The sequence below is a fragment of the Staphylococcus sp. GDY8P119P genome (genome assembly GCF_017892075.1).
In the GTDB taxonomy this organism is placed as follows: Bacteria; Bacillota; Bacilli; order Staphylococcales; family Staphylococcaceae; genus Staphylococcus; species Staphylococcus ureilyticus.
In genome coordinates this window covers 50,520-75,992 of sequence record NZ_JAESKJ010000004.1, presented here as the reverse complement: position 1 = coordinate 75,992, position 25,473 = coordinate 50,520, and the positions used below count along the sequence as shown (strand labels likewise).

The 25,473-nt window shown below is 32.5% G+C and carries 27 protein-coding genes, 1 pseudogene and 1 riboswitch; of the genes and pseudogenes, 19 read left to right on the top strand and 9 right to left on the bottom strand.

Features of this window, described 5'->3' with window-relative positions:
- Positions 1-28: 28 nt before the first annotated feature.
- Entirely contained in the window at positions 29-208 is a 180-nt protein-coding gene (locus KA830_RS13655) for a hypothetical protein (protein WP_071562246.1), read from the top strand.
- 130 nt (positions 209-338) lie between these two features.
- On the opposite strand, the gene KA830_RS03055 is transcribed toward KA830_RS13655, so the two are convergent.
- From KA830_RS03055 to KA830_RS03040, 4 genes are all read right to left on the bottom strand, one after another.
- Positions 339-1,721 carry an L-cystine transporter gene (locus KA830_RS03055; protein WP_046207050.1) on the bottom strand — a complete coding sequence of 461 codons (1,383 nt, stop codon included), beginning with the start codon at positions 1,719-1,721 and terminating at the stop codon, positions 339-341.
- Between the two features lie 521 nt (positions 1,722-2,242).
- Positions 2,243-3,271 carry a hypothetical protein gene (locus KA830_RS03050; RefSeq protein WP_145381381.1) on the bottom strand — a complete coding sequence of 343 codons (1,029 nt, stop codon included), beginning with the start codon at positions 3,269-3,271 and terminating at the stop codon, positions 2,243-2,245.
- Positions 3,272-3,392: 121 nt separating this feature from the next.
- Complete coding sequence (locus KA830_RS03045) at positions 3,393-4,058, bottom strand: hypothetical protein (protein ID WP_204179728.1); 666 nt, start codon at positions 4,056-4,058, stop codon at positions 3,393-3,395.
- A 258-nt stretch (positions 4,059-4,316) separates the two neighbouring features.
- On the bottom strand, positions 4,317-4,730 hold the full coding sequence (locus KA830_RS03040; RefSeq protein ID WP_064209625.1) for a general stress protein: 414 nt from the start codon (positions 4,728-4,730) through the stop codon (positions 4,317-4,319).
- 226 nt (positions 4,731-4,956) lie between these two features.
- A riboswitch (purine riboswitch) is annotated at positions 4,957-5,059 on the top strand.
- A 215-nt stretch (positions 5,060-5,274) separates the two neighbouring features.
- On the opposite strand from KA830_RS03040, the gene xpt reads away from it, so the two are divergent.
- From xpt to KA830_RS02980, 12 genes and pseudogenes are all read left to right on the top strand, one after another.
- Complete coding sequence (gene xpt / locus KA830_RS03035) at positions 5,275-5,856, top strand: xanthine phosphoribosyltransferase (protein WP_046207046.1); 582 nt, start codon at positions 5,275-5,277, stop codon at positions 5,854-5,856.
- Positions 5,853-7,121, top strand: a complete 1,269-nt coding sequence (gene pbuX / locus KA830_RS03030; protein WP_046207045.1) for a xanthine permease PbuX — start codon at positions 5,853-5,855, stop codon at positions 7,119-7,121. Before xpt ends, pbuX begins: the two co-directional genes overlap by 4 nt.
- Positions 7,122-7,158: 37 nt before the next feature.
- Positions 7,159-8,625, top strand: coding sequence for an IMP dehydrogenase (guaB, locus tag KA830_RS03025; protein ID WP_064209623.1), 1,467 nt, complete (start codon positions 7,159-7,161; stop codon positions 8,623-8,625).
- Between the two features lie 21 nt (positions 8,626-8,646).
- A complete protein-coding gene (gene guaA, locus KA830_RS03020) occupies positions 8,647-10,188 on the top strand; it encodes a glutamine-hydrolyzing GMP synthase (protein ID WP_204179727.1) in 1,542 nt (513 codons plus the stop codon).
- Positions 10,189-10,351: 163 nt separating this feature from the next.
- Positions 10,352-10,792: pseudogene (locus tag KA830_RS03015) on the top strand (terminase small subunit); the annotation flags it as partial.
- 139 nt (positions 10,793-10,931) lie between these two features.
- Positions 10,932-11,426 carry a hypothetical protein gene (locus KA830_RS03010; RefSeq protein ID WP_239436917.1) on the top strand — a complete coding sequence of 165 codons (495 nt, stop codon included), beginning with the start codon at positions 10,932-10,934 and terminating at the stop codon, positions 11,424-11,426.
- A 56-nt stretch (positions 11,427-11,482) separates the two neighbouring features.
- On the top strand, positions 11,483-11,809 hold the full coding sequence (locus KA830_RS03005) for a hypothetical protein (RefSeq protein WP_204180417.1): 327 nt from the start codon (positions 11,483-11,485) through the stop codon (positions 11,807-11,809).
- 181 nt (positions 11,810-11,990) lie between these two features.
- On the top strand, positions 11,991-12,419 hold the full coding sequence (locus KA830_RS03000; RefSeq protein WP_046207036.1) for an Ohr family peroxiredoxin: 429 nt from the start codon (positions 11,991-11,993) through the stop codon (positions 12,417-12,419).
- 313 nt (positions 12,420-12,732) lie between these two features.
- Positions 12,733-12,930 carry a hypothetical protein gene (locus KA830_RS02995; protein ID WP_204180411.1) on the top strand — a complete coding sequence of 66 codons (198 nt, stop codon included), beginning with the start codon at positions 12,733-12,735 and terminating at the stop codon, positions 12,928-12,930.
- Positions 12,931-12,969: 39 nt separating this feature from the next.
- Positions 12,970-13,233: a hypothetical protein gene (locus tag KA830_RS02990; protein WP_238394772.1), complete on the top strand. Its 264-nt coding sequence runs from the start codon at positions 12,970-12,972 to the stop codon at positions 13,231-13,233.
- 524 nt (positions 13,234-13,757) lie between these two features.
- Complete coding sequence (locus tag KA830_RS02985; RefSeq protein WP_204180410.1) at positions 13,758-14,405, top strand: hypothetical protein; 648 nt, start codon at positions 13,758-13,760, stop codon at positions 14,403-14,405.
- Positions 14,406-14,730: 325 nt separating this feature from the next.
- On the top strand, positions 14,731-14,895 hold the full coding sequence (locus KA830_RS02980; protein ID WP_164987247.1) for a hypothetical protein: 165 nt from the start codon (positions 14,731-14,733) through the stop codon (positions 14,893-14,895).
- 80 nt (positions 14,896-14,975) lie between these two features.
- Here the strand turns inward: KA830_RS02980 and KA830_RS02975 are convergent, their stop codons facing one another.
- Positions 14,976-15,143: a hypothetical protein gene (locus KA830_RS02975; protein WP_204180409.1), complete on the bottom strand. Its 168-nt coding sequence runs from the start codon at positions 15,141-15,143 to the stop codon at positions 14,976-14,978.
- A gap of 136 nt (positions 15,144-15,279) precedes the next feature.
- Complete coding sequence (locus tag KA830_RS02970; RefSeq protein WP_046207033.1) at positions 15,280-15,489, bottom strand: hypothetical protein; 210 nt, start codon at positions 15,487-15,489, stop codon at positions 15,280-15,282.
- Between the two features lie 194 nt (positions 15,490-15,683).
- Here KA830_RS02970 and KA830_RS02965 point away from each other — a divergent pair, with 194 nt between their 5' ends.
- The 3 genes from KA830_RS02965 (at position 15,684) to KA830_RS02955 (ending at position 17,088) form a co-directional block, all read left to right on the top strand.
- On the top strand, positions 15,684-15,878 hold the full coding sequence (locus KA830_RS02965; RefSeq protein ID WP_046207032.1) for a hypothetical protein: 195 nt from the start codon (positions 15,684-15,686) through the stop codon (positions 15,876-15,878).
- Positions 15,879-16,051: 173 nt separating this feature from the next.
- Entirely contained in the window at positions 16,052-16,213 is a 162-nt protein-coding gene (locus KA830_RS02960) for a hypothetical protein (RefSeq protein WP_157948037.1), read from the top strand.
- Positions 16,214-16,782: 569 nt separating this feature from the next.
- Complete coding sequence (locus KA830_RS02955; protein ID WP_046207031.1) at positions 16,783-17,088, top strand: hypothetical protein; 306 nt, start codon at positions 16,783-16,785, stop codon at positions 17,086-17,088.
- Between the two features lie 151 nt (positions 17,089-17,239).
- Here the strand turns inward: KA830_RS02955 and KA830_RS02950 are convergent, their stop codons facing one another.
- Complete coding sequence (locus KA830_RS02950; protein WP_204180408.1) at positions 17,240-17,653, bottom strand: YxeA family protein; 414 nt, start codon at positions 17,651-17,653, stop codon at positions 17,240-17,242.
- A 339-nt stretch (positions 17,654-17,992) separates the two neighbouring features.
- Between KA830_RS02950 and cspD the strand changes: the two genes are divergently transcribed.
- Positions 17,993-18,193 (top strand): cold-shock protein CspD, encoded by a 201-nt coding sequence (gene cspD, locus KA830_RS02945; RefSeq protein WP_019469926.1) that lies wholly within the window; start codon positions 17,993-17,995, stop codon positions 18,191-18,193.
- A gap of 573 nt (positions 18,194-18,766) precedes the next feature.
- On the opposite strand, the gene KA830_RS02940 is transcribed toward cspD, so the two are convergent.
- The gene (locus KA830_RS02940) at positions 18,767-20,200 is read right to left on the bottom strand and encodes an MDR family MFS transporter (RefSeq protein WP_046207029.1); all 1,434 of its coding nucleotides are present in this window, start codon (positions 20,198-20,200) and stop codon (positions 18,767-18,769) included.
- Positions 20,201-20,453: 253 nt separating this feature from the next.
- On the bottom strand, positions 20,454-22,073 hold the full coding sequence (locus KA830_RS02935; protein ID WP_046207028.1) for a PucR family transcriptional regulator: 1,620 nt from the start codon (positions 22,071-22,073) through the stop codon (positions 20,454-20,456).
- A gap of 317 nt (positions 22,074-22,390) precedes the next feature.
- Between KA830_RS02935 and allW the strand changes: the two genes are divergently transcribed.
- On the top strand, positions 22,391-23,881 hold the full coding sequence (gene allW, locus KA830_RS02930; RefSeq protein WP_204180407.1) for an allantoin permease: 1,491 nt from the start codon (positions 22,391-22,393) through the stop codon (positions 23,879-23,881).
- Positions 23,871-25,232: an allantoinase AllB gene (allB, locus tag KA830_RS02925; protein ID WP_046207026.1), complete on the top strand. Its 1,362-nt coding sequence runs from the start codon at positions 23,871-23,873 to the stop codon at positions 25,230-25,232. The genes allW and allB overlap by 11 nt, the downstream gene beginning before the upstream one ends.
- Positions 25,233-25,473 lie beyond the last annotated feature (241 nt).

Genomic DNA, 25,473 nt, shown 5'->3' with positions numbered 1-25,473 from the left:
CTAAACTAAATTAAAAGAGGTGGGAGACATGTTACTGAAGTTAGGGATTATTTTTATTGTGTTTGTTATAAATAGTATCGTGACGTATTACTTAACTACGAACGGTACATGGGTCAACCTATTGTTGAAATCACTATCGCTAAGTTTGATTATTGTCTTTATTTATAATTACGTAAAACTGATGATAACAATAAAACGACAAAAATAGTAATATGATTAAAATTGAATTGATAATATAGTAAAAGTATAGAAATGAAAAAAGGTTGGAACGACTAGCGTTCCAACCTTTAATTATATTTATAAAAATATCTGAAGTTCATAGTGAGTGATGTCTTTTATTATGAACTTGTGATTTCCCCATATTCTTTCGAATGATAAGTGTCAGTATCTAAGTTGTTTGTCAATTTAGCTGTACCTGTACCAGCAAGCATAGAGTCGTTAACGTTTAATGCAGTACGACCCATATCGATAAGTGGTTCTACTGAAATCAGTACACCCGCCAATGCAACAGGTAAATTTAATGTAGATAATACAATGATAGATGCGAATGTTGCGCCACCACCGACACCTGCTACACCAAATGAACTAATCACAACAATGCCTATGACAGATAAGATAAATTGTAAATTAACTTCGACACCAGCTGCCGGTGCTACCATGATTGCTAACATTGCTGGATAAATGCCGGCACAGCCGTTTTGACCAATAGAAAGACCAAATGAAGCTGAGAAGTTTGCAATACCATCTGGCACTCCTAAACGATTTTTTTGAGTTTGAACATTGAGTGGTAAAGCACCAGCACTTGAACGAGAAGTAAATGCAAATAGCAATACTTCAGACGTTTTCTTAACAAATGTAACAGGGTTCAGTCCCATACCAGTTACAATGAGTAAGTGAATGATATACATTACAATTAATGCCGCGTAAGATGCGATTACAAATTTTCCTAATGTCCATATTGCACCAAAATCACTTGTAGCGATTGTATTCGCCATGATAGCTAAAATACCGTATGGAGTTAGACGTAATACAAACGTTACAATTGCCATTACGATATTATAAACGGCATCGATACCACGTTTAAGTAAGTGACCACTTTCAGGTTGTTTACGCATTACACGTAAGAAGGCAAAGCCAACAAATGCAGCGAAGATCACTACAGCGATTGTTGATGTTGTACGCTGACCAGTGAAATCTAAGAATGGGTTACTTGGTAATAATTCTAAGATTTGTTGTGGTAGCGTGTTAGCTGTCATATCCTTAGCTTGACTTGCGATTTCACTACCTCTTGAGCTTTCGGCACTACCTAAATCAATCGTAGATGCGTCTAAGCCAAAGACAAGTGCTGAGATAATACCGATAATTGCCGCAATTGCTACAGTCCCAATTAAGAAAATGAAGATATAGATGCCAATTTTAGCAAATTTTTCTCCAATATTAATTTTAGTAAATGCGGAAACGATTGAAATAAATATTAAAGGTATAACAATCATTTGTAAGAATGAAATATAGCCATCTCCAACTATACTAAACCAATCTGTGGTTTGTTTAGTGACCTTTGAATCCACACCGTAAATTAAATGAATAGCAATCCCAAAGACAATCCCGATGCCTAAAGCTGTAAAGACACGTTTAGGAAACGAAACATGTCTTCTTGCCATTACATATAATCCGATAAGGAAGGCCGCAAAAATAATGATGTTTAAAATTGTTAATAACATAAAAACAAGACCTACACTTTCTTTTATTTAATTTATTTTGTTAAATCCGATACGCATACTAAGGATAGTAGCAAAACGAATAATATTCAAGTCAATTACTCAAAAAAATTATAAAATTTATATGACTTTATTTTTGAAGCAGAATCGGAAGGGCTATAAATCTAGGCAGAATATGGTGTCAAGGCGTTTGTGACTAAATTAGATAGAAATTCAATCAGGATGAAATTAAGGAAAATTTTTGATTTAGAAACTAAATAATCCATTAAAAGAAGATAATGAAGTAAACACACTTTTGGATTTAGAAAAGCTGGTAGATATTTTAATACGAATTTCGATTCGAGTAATATTATAGTTTAAAGTGACCTTAGTAAAGTCAAAATAGCGCTGTAATTTTTGAATAATAGCTATATCACAAACTGTGAAATTTTATGCAAAACAAAAAACGTCAATTTCTATATGATTTCAATAGAAATTGACGTTTTTTTAACCAAAGACTTTTTGGCTTTGGTATCATCTTTAACTTATAAATTAAAGAGGCGTGCGAAAAATCCTTTACGTTCTTCTTTGCGCTCTTCTTTAGCAAGTGGTGAAGCGTATGACGTTGTTTCTTGAGACGTGTTTGCTTGTTGTGCGTCTGGCTCATTTGTAGTAGACGATGCTGATGCGGTTTCTTTGTTATGATCTGTTTGTTGTTCAGCTTCAGACGTTTCTTTATGTGTATCTTGTTCAATTTGGTCATCTGTTTTATCGGCTGAATTTACTTCGGCAGCTTGCTTTTTAGTTTCTGAATTTGCTGATTGTGTCGAAGGTTGTTCGCTAATTTGTGTGATTTCTTCATCGGCAGTTTGTGTTGATACATTTTCAGAAACTGTATTTGTATGAGCATCTGCTGTGTCAGTCGCTTTTTCAGGTGTTGCTTTCGTATTTGCTTGCTCAGTTGTATTTTCAGTGAATGCATTCGCTTCATTATTAATTGAACTTTGATTTGTATGCACGCGTTCAGATTCGACATTAGACTTCACAAGTTCTGTTTGTTCTTTTTGGGAATCCTGAATGACACTTTGTGTAGATTTAATTTCATCTGTAGATGATTGAATTGCTTTCAGTGATTCTGTATTTTCTTCTAGTTTAGATGTAATTTGATCTTGCATTTTATGCAATTCTTGCTGTTGTTGGTGCACTTGATTAATCATTTGTCCGAGCATTTGGCGTTCGTCACGCATATTTTGAATTTCGTTACGTAAATCTTCTACGAGTAAAGACACATTTTGATCTGAAGGTAGGTTGTTGTCATCCTCTTTGACTAATACCTGTAGAAAATCTTTTTCCTTTTCAAGTTCTTCGAAGGCTAAATCATAGCTATTTGTCTGCTTCACTTTTTCAGCAATATCTTGGAAGAGTTCAATATCCTCTTCTTGGAAATCTGTGGCTTCGCGGCCACGGTATTCGGTTTTACTAAGTTGATAACCGCGTTCTTCTAAATGTTGAACGATTTTACGGACTTGCTTTTCACTTAGTTCAACACGTTGTGCAAATTCTTTAGTTAACATAGAAATGAGTCCTTTCATAAGTGATTTTATGTATACGGACGTTTGTCTTCGGTTAGTGAAACGTCAGTCTTACCTCTATGTTAGTCTAAACTGTTTTAACAGTGATTTCAAGTGGTGTACACTATGATTTACGTAAATCCATTTCTTCTAATAATGGGTAAATAATACTTCTAGAAATTCTGTTCGCAAATACATACTTTAATATATAGTTTGATTTAATACTTGGCCCATATATGTCTTTTGTCAGTTCTATATTAGATTTGATAAACAAATCTTTAGGTAATCCTTCTGAATATCCGTCTAAATTTGGGGCTAGATAATCTAAATCATATTGTCTTTCAAAACCATGGCTAAATAAAAACTCGCGTCTATTACTGAGCACTTGTTGCTCATCTTCTGAAACAAGTTCTGGTTCTTTAGGTACTTCTAGCATAATAAAGTTTACATCGTGTTCATGTAATTGATTGGATAAATAATTAATTTCCTTTTCTATACGTGCCAAAGTATTTGTAATTAATTCATCGTGGTCCGATTGATCATTTGCAATCAGATAGATTAAAAATGCAGAATTTGTTGTCGCTTCATAATGTGCAGTTGCTAAACTAACAACTTTATCTGACTGTATGCCTACTAAAAAGATATAGTCATCTTTGGTATGTTCATTTTTTAAAGATTGTTTAAATATTTGTTCATCTTCGGATAAATCAATGTCAAATTGCTCATCGTAAAGTTTTAATGCTGCTTTAAATAATGGATCATCAATTGATTTGATAGTCTTAAAATCCATGAATAGATGCCCCCCAATAATAATGCGTTTATTATAACATAGTAAATAAATGGAAATCAGTGGAAATAATTTATAAAAATATTCTATGGGTCATTTATAAAAGGAATAAAATAGGAGCGAGACAGAAACCACAAAATACAAAGTGATTTCCTGCGTTCGCTCCTTATAAAGGTAGTCTATAATGTTAAGTAGCTATGTTAAAGTATTTTGTGATCTTATTAAAATAATAGTATAAATCACACTTTACTTGAGCGTAGATTAGGATTTTGGTCCTTCTGTTTCTTCTGCGTAATGCTTATCTTTAATAGCACTATTTGTATATGCAGCATTTGCTTCTTGTACTTCTTCATGAGAAGAGTTATCTTTAGTGGCAATCACGAGATAGTTATTATCAAGAATCTCTTTTTTATAACGCTCTTTATCGTCATCGCTAATATCATAATAAGCTAAAACAGTTTCTTCACCGTCTTCGCCAGTTAAAATTTTAGCCATTTTGTCACTGAATGAGCCACTCGTTGCTGTTAGGTTTACTTCAGAATCATGTAATTCGTCAAAATGAAGTTTTGTCTTACTAATTACTGAAATTTCAGATTCAACATATCCTTCTGACAATTTTTGCTGGATAGTTGGTAGTATTTCGTCTTTACTTTGTACGATTGTAAAATCAGCCATTAACTGTCCCTCCGTCCACTTTTCTATTGTTTATCTAATACTTTCCCTATTAACTACTAGGTAAAACGAATATATATTTATTATATAATGAAGTGGCGTATCTGACAATCTTGATTTAAAAGTAAAGAAAGCGGTTACTAACATAATTGATTATTAATAAATCTCCTTCTTTAAAGCGCTTACTTATAATATTCGTGTTGAAAATCATGCCGAAATTTGCTATCATCAGTTAATAATTTATCTAACTCATATAATCTAGAGAATATGGCTCTAGAAGTTTCTACCATGTTGCCATTAACGACATGACTATGGGTAACCAATACAATACAAAGCATTCAACTTCAATCGTTTTAAAGTTTGATTTGGGAAATGAAGTGATTAATATATTCTTCTAAAACAATTGTCGTGTTTTCAATTTCTACATAATTAGGGAAATGAATGTTGAAGGCTATCAGTTCTTTATAGTATTGCACGTTCACTCATAGATCCTGAAACTAAGTTAGTTTAGGATTTTTTTTGTATAAAAAATGAGGAGGTTTTTTGAGTGGATTTGTTAAAACGGAAAGTTGAGGCAGACGGTGTCGTCATTGATGAGAAGATTTTGAAAGTAGATGGGTTTTTAAATCATCAAATAGACGCAAAGCTGATGCACGACGTAGGACTAACGTTTTATAATCAATTTAAAAATGAAGGAATTACTAAAGTATTAACGATTGAAGCATCTGGTATTGCACCAGCAATCATGGCAGCAATGCATTTTGATGTACCATGCTTATTTGCTAAAAAGGCAAAGCCTAGCACGTTAACGAAAAATACATATCAAGCTGATATCCATTCATTCACTAAAAATACGACGAGTACTGTAGTGGTTTCAGATGAATTTTTAGACGAAAATGATCGCGTATTAATTGTTGATGATTTTTTAGCTAATGGTGATGCATCATTAGGCTTAAATGAAATTGTTCAACAAGCCAATGCTGAAACTGTTGGCGTAGGCATTGTAGTTGAAAAGAGCTTCCAACCAGGCAGAGAACGTTTAGAAACAGCAGGGTTGAAAGTATCGTCTTTATGTAAAGTTGCTTCTCTAAGTGGAAATAAAGTGACATTTGTTGAGGAACAATCATGAAGACATTTATCTTAAGTTTACAACATCTATTGGCGATGTATGCAGGCGCCATACTCGTACCAATTATTGTAGGGACAAGCTTAGATTTTACTCCAGAACAAATTGCCTTCTTAGTCACTGTTGATATTTTTATGTGTGGTGTAGCCACATTTTTACAAGTTTGGAAAGGCACAGGCACCGGATTGCCTATCGTCTTAGGTTGTACATTTACTGCCGTTGCGCCGATGATTTTAATCGGGCAAACCAAAGGCATAGGTGATTTATATGGTTCCCTTTTCTTATCAGGTATATTGGTTGTCATCATTGCTCCATTCTTTTCATATTTAGTTAAATTCTTTCCACCAGTTGTAACAGGTAGTGTCGTTACAATTATAGGTATCAATTTGATGCCAGTAGCGATGAATTATTTAGCAGGTGGAGAAGGTGCTAAAAATTTTGGTGATGCTAAAAACATCTTACTTGGTGTAATTACATTAATAGTCATATTAATTGTGCAACGTTTTACAACAGGTTTCTTAAAATCTATTGCCATATTGATTGGCTTAATTGTAGGTACAGTATTAGCGTCAATATTTGGCATTGTTGATGTGAAACAAGTTGGTGAAGCACATTGGTTTTCGTTACCACAACCATTTAGATTTTCAACATTCAGCTTTGATTTTGGCGCAACTTTAGTATTCTTTATTGTTGCGTTAGTCAGTCTGATAGAATCAACAGGTGTTTACCATGCATTAAGTGAAATTACAGGTAAGAAATTGGAAAGAAAAGATTTTCGTAAAGGTTATACAGCTGAAGGTATTGCGATTATCTTAGGATCTATTTTTAATGCATTCCCGTATACCGCTTATTCTCAAAATGTAGGCTTAGTATCATTATCTGGTGCTAAAAAGAACAAAGTTATCTATGGCATGGTTATCTTGCTCATTATTTGTGGTTGTATTCCTAAATTAGGTGCTTTAGCAAATATGATTCCACTACCAGTATTAGGTGGCGCAATGATAGCAATGTTTGGCATGGTTATGGCATATGGTGTTAGTATATTAGGTAATATTAATTTCAAAAATCAAAATAATTTATTGGTAATCGCGGTATCAGTTGGACTAGGAACGGGTATAAGTGCAGTACCACAAGCGTTTCAAGCTTTAGGAGACCAATTCGCATGGTTAACTCAAAATGGTATTGTACTCGGTGCGATTTCAGCAATTGTTTTGAATTTCTTTTTTAACGGCATTAAGAATCAACAAAACATAGAAACTATGGAATAATGGAGCTATAAAACAAATATTAGGAGGCTGTATTCATATGTGGGAAAATAAGTTTGAAAAAGAATCTTTAACTTTTGATGATGTGTTATTGTTACCAGCAGAATCAGATGTATTGCCGAAAGAAGTAGACTTGAGCGTTCAATTATCAGAAGGTATTAAATTAAATATCCCTGTTATTTCAGCAGGTATGGATACTGTAACTGAATCTAAAATGGCAATCTCAATGGCTAGACAAGGTGGCCTAGGTGTCATTCATAAAAATATGAATATTGAAGATCAAGCAGATGAAGTTCAAAAAGTTAAACGCTCAGAAAATGGTGTTATTTCAAACCCATTCTTCTTAACGCCAGAAGAAAGTGTATATGAAGCAGAGGCATTAATGGGCAAATATCGTATTTCAGGTGTACCTATTGTTAACAATGAAGAAGAAAGAACATTAGTCGGTATTTTAACAAACCGTGATTTACGTTTTATTGAAGATTTTTCTATTAAGATTTCAGATGTTATGACTAAAGAAAACTTAATTACAGCACCTGTAGGCACTACTTTAGATGAAGCTGAAGAACTATTACAGCAACATAAAATAGAAAAATTACCGTTAGTTAAAGATGGTAAATTAGAAGGTTTAATCACAATCAAAGACATTGAAAAAGTACTTGAATTCCCAAATTCTGCTAAAGACAAACTTGGCAGATTGCTAGTTGGTGCAGCGATTGGTATTGCAAAAGATACAGATATTCGCGCTGAAAAATTAGTTGAAGCGGGTGTAGATGCCTTAGTTATTGATACAGCTCATGGACATTCTAAAGGTGTTTTAGAACAGGTTAAACACATTAAAGAAAAATTCCCACAAGTGACATTAGTTGCCGGAAACGTTGCGACTGCTGCAGGTACTAAAGCTTTATACGAAGCTGGTGCAGATGTTGTCAAAGTAGGTATTGGACCTGGCTCAATTTGTACGACTCGTGTTGTTGCTGGTGTAGGTGTGCCACAAATTACAGCCGTGTATGACTGTGCAACAGAAGCACGTAAACATGGAAAAGCTATTATTGCTGATGGTGGTATTAAATTCTCAGGAGACATCATCAAAGCATTGGCAGCTGGTGGACACGCTGTGATGTTAGGAAGCTTACTTGCAGGTACTGAAGAAAGCCCTGGCGCAACAGAAGTATTCCAAGGTAGACAATATAAAGTATACAGAGGTATGGGTTCATTAGGTGCAATGGAAAGTGGTTCTAACGATCGTTACTTCCAAGAAGATAAAGCCCCTAAAAAATTCGTGCCTGAAGGTATTGAAGGTCGTATTGCTTATAAAGGTCCATTACAAGATACAATTTACCAACTTATGGGCGGTGTGAGATCAGGTATGGGTTACACTGGTTCAAGAAACTTAGAAGCATTAAGAGAAGAAGCACAATTCACACGTATGGGACCTGCTGGATTAGCAGAAAGTCACCCACATGATGTGCAAATTACTAAAGAATCACCAAATTATTCATTCTAAGTTAAAAGGAGATTTAAAGTTATGGAAATGGCGAAAGAGCAAGAGCTCATACTTGTTTTAGATTTTGGTAGCCAATATAACCAATTAATTACACGTCGTATACGTGAAATGGGTGTGTATAGTGAACTGCACGACCATGAAATCAGCATTGAAGAAATTAAACGCATGAATCCGAAAGGGATTATCCTTTCAGGAGGACCAAATTCAGTATATGAAGAGAACTCTTTTACGATAGACTCAGAAATTTACAATTTAGGTATTCCTATTCTAGGTATTTGTTATGGCATGCAATTAACAACTAAATTGTTAGGTGGCAAAGTTGAACGTGCCAATGAAAGAGAATACGGTAAAGCAGTGATTAATGCGAAAACGGATGAATTATTCTTCGGACTTCCTGAAGAACAAAATGTTTGGATGAGTCATTCAGATAAAGTGATCGAAATCCCAGAAGGTTTTGAAGTGATTGCAGATAGTCCAAGCACAAACTATGCAGCAATTGAAGATAAATCACGCCGTATCTATGGTGTTCAATTCCATCCTGAAGTACGTCATACTGAATTTGGTAACGATTTATTACGTAACTTCGTACGTCGTGTGTGTGAATGTACTGGTGAATGGTCAATGGAAAACTTTATTGATATTGAAGTTGAAAAAATCCGCGAACTTGTTGGTGATCGCAAGGTGCTATGTGCAATGAGTGGTGGCGTAGACTCATCTGTTGTTGCTGTATTATTACACAAAGCGATTGGTGACCAATTAACATGTATTTTCGTAGACCATGGTTTATTACGTAAAGGTGAAGGCGACATGGTCATGGAACAATTTGGTGAGGGCTTCAACATGAACATCATTCGTGTCGATGCTCAAGAACGTTTTATGAACAAATTGCAAGGTGTGTCAGATCCGGAACAAAAACGTAAAATCATTGGTAATGAATTCGTTTATGTCTTTGATGATGAAGCATCTAAGCTAAAAGGTGTAGATTTCTTAGCGCAAGGTACATTGTATACAGACGTTATTGAATCAGGTACAAAAACAGCACAAACGATTAAATCACATCATAATGTAGGCGGATTACCTGAAGATATGGAATTCCAATTAATTGAGCCTATTAATACATTATTCAAAGATGAGGTACGTGAATTAGGTATCGAATTAGGTATTCCAGAACACTTAGTATGGAGACAGCCTTTCCCAGGTCCAGGTTTAGGTATTCGTGTGCTAGGTGAAATTACAGAAGATAAACTTGAAATCGTACGCGAATCAGATGCGATTTTAAGACAAGTCATTCGTGAAGAAGGTCTTGAACGCGATATATGGCAATACTTCACAGTGTTACCTGGTATTCAATCCGTAGGTGTCATGGGAGACTACCGGACGTATGATCATACTGTTGGTATTCGCGCAGTGACATCCATTGATGGTATGACAAGTGACTTTGCGCGTATTGATTGGGAAGTCTTACAAAAAATTTCAAGCAGAATCGTTAATGAAGTAGACCACGTGAACCGTGTTGTCTATGATATTACATCTAAGCCCCCAAGTACCATCGAGTGGGAATAATATATAGAATGGTGAACCCCCTTAAGTCTTTGGCTTAAGGGGGTGTTTTTGTGGTTAAAGGAGGAAGTAAAGAGAAGAATAATTTGTGTATACTTATCTAAAAACAGTATATGTAAGACAATTATCATCAAAGGAATGATTCAGGTAGCAAAATGCTCATATACAAGGTTATAACCTATTTAAGAATGAAAAATAGCACAACTATAACTATGAAGATAAAAATAAGATTATTGATAATGATGTGCTTTCTGTGAATGAGATTCTACATTTATTATCTAATGCAGCAGTAGGGGAAGAAACTAAACTAAAAGAAGTAGTCACCAAACGTGGTGAATATGTTAAGAATCCAGACACAGGCAAATACAATATCATATACAATGAAAGTGTTGAGATGGTGGAAGTACCTATTAAAATTAGTGGCCGTTTAAAAGCGCGTGATCTGTTTGGCAAATACCACACACTATTTACAGATAAGTATGAACTCACTGGAGATACACCGGTAATCATTAATGTAGGTGAGTGGGATGATGAAACAGAAGAGGAAATGGATAAGAGATACCCTAATAGAACTAAAATTATTGATGATGTTCCTTTGGAGGATTAGGATAAGCCATTCACCAGTATAAGTTCTGGTGGGTGGTTTTATTTAATCTTTACACTACCTTAATTGAATTGAGTATTAATTGTGTTAATCTGTTATTGGGAATGTTGTTTGTAAAGTGATTTGGGAGGAAATTATAATAATGGAGATTTTTATTTTGAAAATCAAAAATATCTTTGGAACTTTTATTATGAGTGCAGTTTTATTAACTTCGGTTTCACCATTAGCAAATGCGGAGGAAGTATCCCAAACGAATAATTATAATCAAAATACAGAAACACAAAAAGAAAATAAAGCGTTAGACGAACTATTTAAAAACCCTGAATATGTAAACCAAAAGACAACTGAAAATCTACCTAAAAACCTTAAAGAAGGAACTTCGGAAAGAATTGGTGGCTCATTTGCAGTTAAAAAGGGTATTAAGGCAATGATAAGCAATAAAAAAACTGTTTTTTCTGGTGTGAAGGAGTTAAGCCCTAGAGCAGGGAAGTCATTAGAGAAAAGATGGGACAAACATGTTGAGCCTACTTTGAATAATATCTTGAAACAAGAAGAAGCAACTTGGGGAAATGTTGAAGGTCAAGTTGCTCAAACATTAATGGGAACAGGTATTAAGGATTCAACTGCCTTAGTATAGGTTATTGGGTATCAACAGTAGGACAGACTTTAATATAAAGATATGGAAGTGATTTCATCAATAATGAAGAATTAGAATCGAAGCTATTACTAATAAAGAATTCTATAGATGTGCTACAAGAGCATTTAGCTCCAAACCTAATTACTAAAGATTTAGTGTTGTTACGCTATTATTACTCTGCAAATGAAATTAATAAATTGAATTTATATTTATATAATTTAGCAGTAAATAATGAAGTAGTAACAAAAAAGCAATTTCAAGAGAAACTTAGTGAAATAAGAGAAATGCCTGAAATACCACTTCGACAAGTAGAAGACGTATTAAAAGGCTATAAAAATAGTGATTTATATGTTGAATTGATTGAAAGTATTTTAGCCCAATAGGACATTTACTTATGTACTTGTCCTATTTTTTTATGAGTAGAGACAAATGACAATTTAACACTTATTATTTTAAATATCTAAAAAATAATGATAGAATACAATTAGATTAAGCTTAATTCGATATGTAAAACGGTTAATTAATCATTATTATTGAATTTCAAAAATTATTGGAGTGATTTTCATGGCAAAACCATTATTTGAAACAACTGTCATAAGTAATGGAGGAAGAGATGGAAAAGTTTTTAGTGAAGATAATACATTTTATCAAGACTTAGCTGTTCCAAAAGAAATGGGTGGCAACGGCGTTACAGAGTCAAACCCTGAACAGTTATTTGCAGCAGGTTACAGCTCTTGTTTTAACAATGCGCTAATGCATATTTTGAAAGGTGCAGGCAAAGGTACAATTGAGCCAGAAGTACGTGCGACTGCTTATTTATTGCCAGATAAATCTGATGGCGGTGTGAAATTGGCAGCTGAATTAGATGTATTACTTAAAGATCTCAGCCAAGAAGAAGCGGAGATGTTCGTTGAAAAAGCGCATAATTATTGTCCGTATTCGAAAGCACTAAAACACACGATTGATATTGAAATTACTGTAAGCGTTAATTAAGTAAAGTGATGCAAAAAGCTAGATAAGATTTTTTTGGAATTTTATCAAGCAGTCATATATTTATATAACCGTATCTTAATTGGTGCGGTTATTTTTTATGAAATAATATAATCCAACTAAATGTTTATGTACGTTTATTAAGAAAAAGTATCAATTGGGTCATAAGCATATTAGAATAAATCAGAAAATATTTTTTGGAATTTAGCACTGTATTTTTAGTGATGATGATATTGCTACATCATTAAATAATGGGTCACCCTCAGTGGAAGCATCAACATTCTTAACAATAATTTTATAATTTGGAGTGGTAAATATGCCTAAACCACAACAAGTATTAGTTGGTATATGTCTAATATTATTTAGTTTTAATTTTATAGCCCCTATTATTGGAACAATGCTGCATATTAAAATATTAGAATTTAGCTCACCTCTAATTAAAACTGTACAATTCGCCTTTGTCATTATTTTTGGTATTTTTACATATAGACAAATTAAACGTAAAGGTTTCTAGAAGAGTAAGACTAAAATACTATATGATTGGAGTTTTAATATGTCTATGCCAAACATAGTCATGCTGATACTTACTATAATAATGCTGTTATTTGTATTTGTTTTTGGTCTATTACTTGATAAACCAGTGATATACATGTTTATTGCATTGTTTGTGCATTCAACGCTTTTATTCGTCATTCGTTATTTCTGGCAAGATAAAGAATTTGGGCAAGCTTTTACACATTCTTTTGATTTCATTACCATAACAATTGTTATTATATTTATAATTTTGAAAGTTCATAAAGCAAAATCAAGTGAATAATACGCTTAATTATAGGTTTACCTACTATTGATAAAACGAAGAGTGTATCTTTTATATAAAAGTACAATCAGAATAGACTAATAAAATTTGAAGATCAGTGTTATGGGAAATTATAAACACCTAAAATACCATTTTAAAATAAGATTGAATCATATTTAATCATATAAAAAGAGTTGGGAACATTACTAAGGTACAGTTTCCAGCTCTTTTTATTTTTACTTAAACATTTTGACAGACTTGATATTACCAATATTTAAATTTAAAACTTACATATTATTACTATTTTCTATCTATATTTTTACTTAAACGGAAATATTACCCTAATAAATGACTCCTTGCAATATTATGGTAATTAGTAATAATTCCATAAATATTTGTTATTAATGTATAAAATATATTGTATACATACAACAGATAACTTCTTGGTAGTTAAGGAAAATTTTATATTACGAATATTCACTTTAACAGTAAAAATGAGTGAGATATTCATATTACAATAACTCTATTAGAAAGGAAGTTTTAAAATGAAAAAGGTACTATTATCTACAGCTTTATTAATGACAGTTGTACAATTTAGCAGTCAAGGGGCAAATGGTGAAGAGATTCCTCATGGTATTTTGCATAAGGATGGAAGCTTTACAGAACCAAATGTGTTTCCACATAAAGATATAGCAGAGGTTGAAAAACCTATAGAGTTAAAGGATGGTACGAAGAAAATACCTCATGGTATTTTACATAAGGATGGAAGTTTTACAGAACCAAATGTGTTTCCGCACAAAGATATAGCAGAGGTTGAAGAGCCGAAGGAATTAGAAGATGCTACGAATGAATTTAATCATAAATCTAATAGTGAGACGTCATTGCACAATAATGCAGTAAATGAAAAATTAAAAGATGAAGGTGTTTTAAACCCTAAAAATCCAGGAATAGAAAGTGATCGATTTAATAAAAATCAGCAGTTAGACGCTTCAAAAAATAATGATTTCTCAAAAGTTAACTCTGAAGTAAAAAATTCAAAAAATAGCGTGAAGCACAATGCAATAAAAGAATTACCTGATACAGGCATGATTTCAGATAATAGAATATTAACCATTTTTTTAGCGAGTATCTCATTGATTGCGGGTAGTTTATTATTATGTAAACGTGTTAATTTTAAAGTTTTTCAAAAATAAGACATTTTAGGTATTACTATTGTGATAATCTTACAGTGATATCATTTTGAATAGCATTAACAAAAATTTAAATATTATGATGTGGATGTATACACAATCGTATACTTTCCATAAGATATTCATAGCTGAAACATTATTATGTTTCAGCTTTTGTTTTTATTACAAGTATAGTTTAAATTGGGATATTTTCAATTACAATAAGTTAGATTATTTACAAACAATTCACGTTTTAAAATGTATGATATTATAAAAATATAATTCGAAGTATCTTTTTGAACTTGAGCGAATAATAGTAAGTTATACAGTACATTTTAGGAGAGGTAAAATGAAAACGATTAGCATTATTTTAGGGATTTTAGTTATTCTTTCTTGGCTATTTGTAATGAAAGAATACAAAAATGGAAATCAGGGCACTCATAGAGCTCAAAATGTTATGTTATTAGCTTGTTTGTTAACTATAATTATGACCGTTTTACAATTATTTTATTAGTCATTCGTGAATTAAGTTTGTAAATGAATAAATAAGTAATGTTATATAGTAGCCTCAACATATTTTATTTGATTTTAAACTTAAGACTGAGACTTAACTTTATTATAAAGAATACCTACGCCACAGCTGCTATATCCTAATTGGTAATCGAATTTAATGATTTCGATATAAGGGTTTTCCACTAAGAATTCATTAACTTTCTTGTTTAGGCCTTTTTCTGTCATAGCTGTTAAATTTACAAATTTCATACGCTGACTCCTTTACTATTTTTGTTTTTATTATATTATACAGTATTTTAGAAACATACTTTTTACAGTTCGAGTTTTAATTCAACTATATCATTGCTCATTTATGGTAGAAAGTTACCATATTTTGATTATTCGATTACAAATTTGAATTAAGTAATAATAGGTAAAATCCTGTTGCCATAACTGCAAACAAACACCACATAAAGCGACATTGTTTACCATTCATTGCTGCAGTACCTTCTTTTTTAGCTCGTCTAATAAGTTTGATATGTAAAAGTATTGTTGAATTTGAAGCATATACAAAAACGAAAATAATACCTAAAAGTGTAAGTAAAAATAGTTGCACAATACCCCTCCAACTTTATGATATTTAGCCCATATAATTTTAAAAATAACCACGTACAATGTTAATTATAAAATAACACATATGTTTTTAGGTTGTAATAAAAATTTGAATTAATATTTTTTATATATATTTAATTATTAAAAATCTTATGGTACGATGTGGATTAAATGAGACGATATCTTGGGGGTTCAGTCATGTCAATGATACTGTTAAGCATTGTTTTAATCGTTAATTTTGTTGAAGCGTTGTATTTAGGAATCAAATTTATTCGGTTGAAAATGCGTAATGCACCAGATCAAGCGTATAAAGATTTAGTGAGTTCTCCGTTTTGGTTAATGTCACTCATTATTTCGATTATATTATTTGTGATTGCATACATATTGAGTTGAAAAACGCAAAGATGTGGTTTAGTGGGATTTTCTATATTTTATAAATAAAAAGTTATTGTATTTGTGATGCCCAATTTTTTAAAACTCTACAACAGACTGTCTTTATTTCATTTTAAATGAATTTCAGTATAGGAATAATGTAAATTAACATAGCGAAAAAAGGGAGTAATCCAATGAAATTTTCATCTATATTAATCAGTATGATAACTGGTTTACTTATGTTTTTAGTGACGTTTTATACTAGCAATCATTCTGTTATACCATCATTAGTTATGGGGATTGTCGGTTTAGTAACAAATATATGGATTGGCATCGAAGCAAAAAAGCGATTATGAGCATTAAAATGGTAGAAAATATTAGAAGTATTAAAGACTGAGGCAAATGTTGTCTCAGTCTTTATTTTATCATTCAGCAATTTTTGTATTTATGAATGTTATTATGGTGGTATTACTATCAAAACTTAGGAATCTGTTTTATGCATCATCAATCCAATAAGGAATAATGAACTGTTAGACGATATTATCTTATACTCATAGAATATAATGTATTTTAATAGTATAAAATAATGAAATGTTTTAAAAATTTTTAAAAAGGATAGATATAAAATAGGTTCATTATAAGGAGATGAGGTATATGGGTTCGGTGTTTTTAGAAACGATATAGAGAATCGATAATATTTTATAAATTTATTAAATTACTTCCTTGAATTATAAGTATAAAAAAGAATGATCTAAATTAAAGTTTAAAATATCATTTCAGGGTATAGATGTAATATATAACTTTTGGAGTAATTTTATTTCATTGTAAGTGGTACGGCGTGATTTATTGTTTTACGTTTAGTGTCAAAAAGATAGCATGTAACCTTAATATGAGATGGATTTTGTGAATGAAGTGGGGGATATGTATGGTTAATTATTACAATAAAGATATCAAAATTGATAGAACTAATGAGATGCGCACGGATGAAATTTCTAAAATGATTGAAGAGGGTGGACTTGGTGCTGATCAATATTATGTTATAGATAAGTATCAGCCTAACCATAAGAGATTAGTAGAAAATATCGATCAATTTCGGCAAGAATTAGTTCAAATGGATAATGATGATTTAGTAGACATTTTGATTATTAACACTCAAGAAAATACAAGTTCTAAGTATAGCCAAGCATTAATGATTATTAAGCATGAAATAGTCAAAAGAATGAATAACTAAGGTGTAGTCACTAAAAAATTACAATCAAAGCGCACAAGTTAGAAAACATATTTTGCCAATAAATAATTCTATCTTGTGCGCATTATTATATTATTAGCTCATCAAAATAATATTTTTATTAAGTGTATTGTTTTGATTCATAATGTGATGTTTAAAGGTGATTGAATGCTTTTTTAGGTACTTTATTTTTAGGCACTTCTTTATAACTTTGGACATGCCCAAGTTCGGTGTCTAATTTTAAGTAATGATTTGTTTTTAATGGTTTTTCACCAAAACCATTAAAATCTAAATGTCTTTTTTCACCTTTTTTGTTATATCCATTTTGCTTATAATTATATGTGACAAGAGTTTCTCCATCATCACTTTTGTTGTGCTCAACTTTTGTTGGCTTTTGAGTTTTTACATAATATGCTTCATTAGTAATGAGCGGATTTAATTTGGCAAAACTAACAACATCAGGATTGTCCGTATGTTTTTCTGCATAAACTTTCCAGCCAAAAAGGCCGATAAAAACAATGATAATGATAACAAAGATATTTAGAAGTACTTTTACAAACCTGTTCATACTTATTACCTCCTTAAAGTAACTATCTATAATGTAAAAGTTATTTGATTTGTTCGCTATATTTTTAAGTTACAAAAATGCATTTTAATATAACGATTTTGTCATTTTTCATATTCAATTAAATTATATATTTCAAATGGATTATATTACTAGAAATAAAGTGCAAAATATATTTATTTGAAAATAGGGGTATACAAAGGTCTGATTATTCGTTATACTAGGTATTAAGTAATTTAGTTCGTGAAATTGATTTGTAGTTTTATTCTTTTGAATTTACTCCTTTTGATTTTTTAGACAGATTACAAATTTTTGTGCAAAAGCACTTGGAGGATTTTTATTATGAATAACGGTACAGTTAAATGGTTTAACTCAGAAAAAGGTTTTGGTTTTATCGAAGTAGAAGGCGGAAACGATGTATTCGTACACTTCTCAGCAATTAACCAAGACGGCTACAAATCATTAGAAGAAGGACAAGCTGTTGAATTCGAAATCGTTGAAGGCGACCGTGGACCTCAAGCAGCTAACGTTATTAAATTATAATAACGCATAAAAGAAGACGAGCAACGCTCGTCTTTTTTTATTTGTCTTAAAATCGATCTCTGAAGTTATATACATGTATTTACTTTAAAAGGTGTTAATTCAAAGTCAACTTGTTAGTTATGACTCGGATTTGCACCTATTTTTTTACTACCAATAAAATATTAATGACTCTTGCAAGATTGCTTAGCATTAATACATCATTTGAAGCCAATTTTATAAAAGAATGGTAATAGCCACAAACAGCAGCATAAAAATTAATTTTTGGGTGTATGGCATGTAGAATAATTTTTAACATCATTTTGGGTTGAAATAGAGCCTTTTTTAAGTACTTCAATGAGAAATTACATATAAATACGTTGTATTTTGACGAGACGCTTGAGGGAACAGGACAAGTTGAAGACTACAAGCTGAAGTTGTCCCCTAAGAAAGTGAGCCAACAATACGAAATATTGAATAATAAAATAGCTATGAAAAAATCTATTGTCATAGATTTCTTCATAGCTAATCTTAGTATGTTTTTTACACCGTTCAAGTTGTTGAAGCATTGCTACTTTCACTTAAATAGATTTAATATTATACTTCACGCGTATTATCCGCTTTATTTTTTGTTTTTATCAGTAGTGTTAATATAAAACCAATAATTAATAATAGCGTAGTGAATGCAAATGCTGCGTCGACACCTTGTACAGTCGCTTGTTGTGCAATATCTGCTTTGGACTGATGCTTACTTGGAACATAGTTTGTACGAACAATTGCCATAATTGTAATCATAATGGCAGTACCAATCGCACCTGCAATAATTCTTAAAGAATTAATAATCGCAGTACCGTGTGAAATATTTTTACTTTCTAATGCGTTAATACCAATTGTATTCAGTGGCATTATAATCAATGCTACAGCAAACATTCTTATAGCGTAAATGACGACAATATACCAATAAGGTGTGTCTGAAGTTAAGAAACAATGTAGTATTGTCATAAAAATTAAAAGGACAAATCCAGGAATCGCCAATACTTTCAAGCCATATTTATCATATATTTTCCCTGTATAGACGGACATAAATGCGTTGACTACTGCGCCTGGTAAGATAACAAGGCCTGACAAAATTGCAGATAGACCTAAGCCTGATTGGACATAAATTGGAATCAATAATGCTGGGCCTACAATTCCGATAAATAATACCATAGACGCAAATGCAGATAGTGAAAATGTACGATTTGTAAATACGCGCATATTTAATAGTGGATTATCGATTCTAATTTGTCTTGTTACGAAAATGGTAACAATCAAGATTCCCACAATAAGTGAAATAATAACGATTGGTGATGTGAAACCTAAGTTGCCTGCGCTGCTAAAGCCGTAAAGCATTAAACCAAAACCTAATGTTGAATATATAACAGAAGTTTTGTCTAATTGTGTATGTTTGGTTTCGTTATTACTTTCTACAAATATTGCGCCTACAATAAATGCGATAATCGCAATAAAAGCTACCACAATAAATGGTGCTCTCCAGCTAAATGTATCAATTAAAAATCCGGTTAAGGTTGGTCCGATTGCTGGGGCTGATTGTGCTACTATACCGGTAAGTCCCATTGCAAATCCACGTTTCTCAGAAGGGAACAGTGTAAATACAGTGAATTGCATAAGCGGTAAAAGTATCCCTGCACCAATCGCTTGAATTACACGTGCAAACATGAGTAAGCCAAATGTAGGTGAAAGTGCTGCAATGATTGAACCAATTAAGAACGCACTCATAGAAAAAATATAGAGCGGTCTTGTGTGAAATCGATCCATAAGAAAGGCTGTTAGTGGAATCATGATACCATTCACTAACATAAAGCCTGTAATCAACCATTGAGCAGTTGTGTCAGTTATTTCTAATCCCGTAATAATTGCTGGTAGTGCGGTGTTGAGCAATGTTTGATTTAGCATCGCTACAAAAGCACTACTTAGCATAACTAATATAATCGTATTTCTTTTTTTATTAGATATAACATTCTCCGACATTATAAATGCATCTCCTTTTTATAACATCCCATCGATAAATTTTAATTATTTTAAGTTAGCAAAGCAAACCATTCGGTTTAAAAAATTAATATTTTTTGCAAAGAATTTTTAGAAAAAATGAATGCATAGATAATATAGGTTGGAATCGCTTGTTTTAGAGGTAACATAGATCACTGTTGTTTTATTAATGGAAAAAGCTACGTTGTTTGCATGATTGCGCAAACAGCGTAGCTTTTTTAAATAGATGGAGCGATTAATCGAAACGAATCATTTCAGATACATATAAAGCGATACGTATGTTTAAGGAATGAACAGGGTCTTCTATATTTGTGCCAATCATATTACTGCATTTATTGATTCTATATTTTACAGTATTTCTGTGTATAAATATTTTATCTGCCGTTTTTGTTATATCGCATTGATTATCCATGTACACTTTTAAAGTTTGTTTTAATTCTAAATCTTTTTTTTGTTTTGGATAACTCAGTGGGCCCAAAGTATGTTTTACGAAAGGTAATAGCTTTTCTTGAGGGATAAGTTGTAATAGCTCCTGAATATCTTTGGAATGATATTGTGAGATAAAAGTTTTTGCATGATTTAGCAGTTCATTTTCAAAGGCCTCATTTGCTTCAAAAAAGGAAGAAGGTAACTGTGTGAATTCTGTTACTTCATTTCCGATACCAAATGAAATCGTATCATCAAAGTACTCACTATAACTTTGTTGTATTTTTTTTAGGTATTCAAAGTAATATTCATGTCGATTTTGGATTAATATCGCAAAACGATCGTTACTCGGTAATTTATAAACGCTGATATAAGAATCAATATCAGTTAATTTATGCTTTAACCAAAGGAATGTGAGATGGTGCCGCTCATTTAAGTAGTAACTATTTTCTAGATTATTTTTGGTGTCAATGCCGCAAATGATAATTTGATAATAGTCAGAGGGATAAATATAATATTGTCTTAATAAATCAGCATGCTTTTTGATCGAAAGGGTTTGATCGTTTTGATTATTGACTAACGATTCGAAAAATCGATTAATATCATTTTCTTCGGCCTCTTGTATTTTGGTGTTTTTGTATAAGGCGAAACTTAACACGCTGACTACTTGTTCGAGTGTTAATAAACTAAAGGGGTAGGAAAGCTTATTAACTTGAGAAACCATTAAATAGTATGGAAAGTATGTGTAACCTAATACTTTGAAAATTACATGGTCTTTATTTTCAAAGACGAGGTTATTTTTATCATATGTTAGCGCATCTTGATAATGGTTCATGAAATACTTGGTATGTTCAGCCATTAAAGCGTTACCTTGTCTATAATGACGACTGTATGCTTCAGGTGCTTTGAAAGGATCGAATAGAATGATAGGTACACCTAAGAGTTTGCTCATGCGCTCAATCATAGTATCAATACTGAAGCCTTTGATTAATAATTGGTTTAATTCTTGTTGTACTTGTAATGCATAATTTAACTTTCCAGTTTCAGAGTCAGAAATAAATGAAGAAATCTCGTGTGTAATTTCACCTAAGTTCCAACTTTCTGGTATTTCAATTAATGGGAATTCGATAGCATCCGCAAAATCAATGACATCTTGCTCGATTTCGTGTAAAAATCTTGAAACTTTGATTCCAAGTCCAGCAGTGTGTATATCATTTAAATCTTTAATTAACTTTTTTAAGTTATCTTGATTATCTTGAAACAAGACACCGGTTGTTAAAATAAAAGAATTATTTGAAGTAAAATGCTTAATATCATTATTTTCAGTAATGTCTAAATTTGTCACTTCTGCTGATAAATCTCCGTTGCTATTTAACAATTTTAAGCCTTTAAATTGGGGAACGGATAAAATTTCGTTTAGAGTAGTCATAATTATGTCCTCCGCTTCTGATTTACACAATCACTAGTAATGAAAATGCATGAAAATATATATAATGATAAATTCTATTTGTCTGTATTTATCTTAAAAAACAGGGTTTTTGTCAATTTGTGATAACGATTGTTCAAAATGTTCAAAAAATTTAATGTATATCATTAATTATACACTTATTTTGTTCGATTCCTATAATTTTATTGTTTAGAAATGTCATTAATAACAAAGAAAAACGCTTACACTCGTACTACACTTATAACTGAAGATTATACAACTAGTTATTAGCTTGTTAAAGTAAAGGAGATAAAAATAGAATGGGAAGACAGGAGAACAATGCGGCATTATCACAAGCGGTTTTCGAGAAGCGCGGTTATAATAAAGATATAATGCCTAAGACACCGACACAAAGAAATAACTCCGCATTTAACTTTTTCACACTATGGATGGGTGCTGTCCATAATATACCTAACTATACTGCAGTTGGGGGATTCTTATTATTAGGACTATCGCCATTACAAGTCATATTTGCATTAATATTAAGTTCTTTTGTAATCGCTTTATTATTAGTTAGTAATGGTTATGCTGGTTCTAAATACGGTATTCCATTTGCTATGCATTTACGTCATACATATGGTGATGTAGGCGCGAAGTTACCTGGTATCCTACGTGGCGTTGTCGCAGGTATCGCTTGGTTTGGTCTACAAACGTTTGCGGGGTCACAAGCACTATTAATACTATTAAATAAAATATTCCCTGGTTTTGCGGATATTGGACAAGGCATATCGATACTTGGTATTTCTGTTCCAGGTCTCATTGCATTTTTAATATTTTGGGCTATTAGTTTTGCAATTGGATTTGGTGGAGGAGATATTTTAAATAAATTCACAGCTATATTAAATCCACTTATTTATATTGTCTTTGGTGGTATGGCTATCTGGGGCGTTATGGCTGCTGGTGGCGTTGGAAATATTTTAGATTATGAAATTTCTACAAAATCTAGTGGTATCATTTACCCAGCGATTTTATCCTTTATTTTAATTATCAACTCGCTATTAGGTGTGTGGGCAGGACCTGGTGCAAGTGTTTCTGATTTTACGCAAAATGCAAAATCTACTAAAACACAAGTGGTTGGTCAAATTTCAGGTATTGTAGTTGCCCACATTTTATTCGCGATTGCTAGTGTGTTCATCATTATTGGTGGCTCGATTTATCTTGGACATCAAGAATGGAATATCCTAACAATTATTAATGAATGGAGCAACTTCTGGGCGATTCTGATATCTACTGGTGTGCTATTGATGACGACGATTTCAACAAATGCGACGAGTAATATCATCCCAGCAGCATATCAACTCACTGCACTTTTACCAAAATGGATTTACTATCGTCGTGGTGTAATTATTGCCTCGGTATTGAGTATAGTCATTATGCCGTGGAAGATGATGGAAGAGGAAGATAGTATTTTCTTATTCCTAAACGCGATAGGTGCTATTCTTGGTCCGGTAGCAGGTGTTATGATTGTTCATTTCTATATTGTGTCTAAATGTCACATTGATATAGATAAGTTGTATTTTGATTTGAAAGAAAAAGAGCACAAAATACCACGTATTAATATTTCTGCATACGTCGGAACGGTTGCTGGTGTCATCATTTCACTATTAGGATTTTTACCAGCATTTACAGTGATATCAGACTTTTCTTGGTTTATAGGCTTTGTCATTGCCGGTGGTGTTTACTTAATTTTACATTATGTATTCCATGCAGAAAGAAGAAAAAAAGGAGGAGCAGATTATAATGAAGTATGATTTGATTATTAAGAATGGTTTAGTCATTTTAGAAGACGGAGAGCAACAAGTTGAAGTCGGTGTTAAAGACGGTAAAATTGTCGCTATTGGTCAAGCATTGGGAGAAGCTGAACAAGTTATTGACGCACAAAATCAAATTGTTTCACCTGGTATGGTGGATGCGCATGTGCATATAACTGAGCCAGGCGGTGGCTATCGTGATGGTTGGGAAGGATATGTTACAGGGACAAATGCTGCTGCTAAAGGTGGCGTGACTTCATTTGTGGAAATGCCATTAAACCAAGTTCCAGCTACAACTGACAAAGCGTCTATCCAAGCAAAATTTGATGCTGGAAAAGATGAATTATCAGTGGATGTTGCAAGTTATGGTGGTTTAGTACCATATAACTTAAACGGTGGTATTCAAGAATTAGATGAAGCAGGTGTTGTGGCTTATAAAGCTTTCTTAGCAACATGTGGTGACCGTTCTATTGAGGGTGACTTTGAAAATGTTGATGATTATTCATTATATGAAGGTATGAAGCAAATTGCTAAGACTGGCAAAATTTTATCAATTCATTCTGAAAATGCGGCAATCACTGATCGATTAGGTGAGATCGCAAAAGAAAATGGTGAAACGACATTAAGTGCTTACGTGGATAGTCGTCCGGTATTTACAGAAGTTGAACCAATTCGTAAAATTATTTTATTTGCTAAGGAAACGGGCTGTCGTGTGCACATTGTACACGTTGCTTGTGAAGAAGGCGTTGATGAAGTCATCAAAGCACAGCAAGAAGGTGTAGACATTACTTGTGAGACATGTACACACTACTTGTACTTCTATAAAGAAGAATTAGATGACATTGGACCAGTTGTTAAATGTTCTCCACCAATCCGTGAGCAATCTCGTTTAGAGGGAATGTGGAACCGCGTATTAAACGGTGATATTAGTTTTGTAACATCTGACCATTCACCTTGTACGCCAGACTTAAAAGATACTGACAATGCATTTGAAGCATGGGGTGGTATTGCTGGATTACAAAACAACGTAGACATTTTATTCGACGAAGGTGTTCAAAAACGTCAAATGCCATTAACAAAATTTGCTGATATTATTGCGACAGCACCAGCAAAACGCTTTGGTTTAGATACAAAAGGTAGTATTGCAATCGGTAAAGATGCTGACTTCGTATTTATTAAACCAGACGCACCTTATACATTACAAGCTGAAGATTTAGCTTATCGTAACAAAATGAGTCCATATATCGGTCGTGAAATTGGTGCTCAAGTCACACGTACAATTTTAAGAGGACAAGAAATTTATAGTGATGAAGCAGGTATTTCAGACAAACGTATTGGACGTTTTATCTAAAAGTTTCTTGAAAAGCTTGAAGTTAAGGATGTTGGAATATTAAAATCAAGTTCAACAAGGATTAATCCGTTTACTAAATGGATTGGTCCATACTGTCGACAAAGTCTCTGACTTTGTTGGCAGTTTTTTTATGCGCGCTTTCTAGGGACACTACCTTAGCTGTAGTCTTTCGCTAGTGTGGTTACCACAGGAGTAGGTATAAACCACTGCCAATATCACTCAAAATGATTACAATATATCA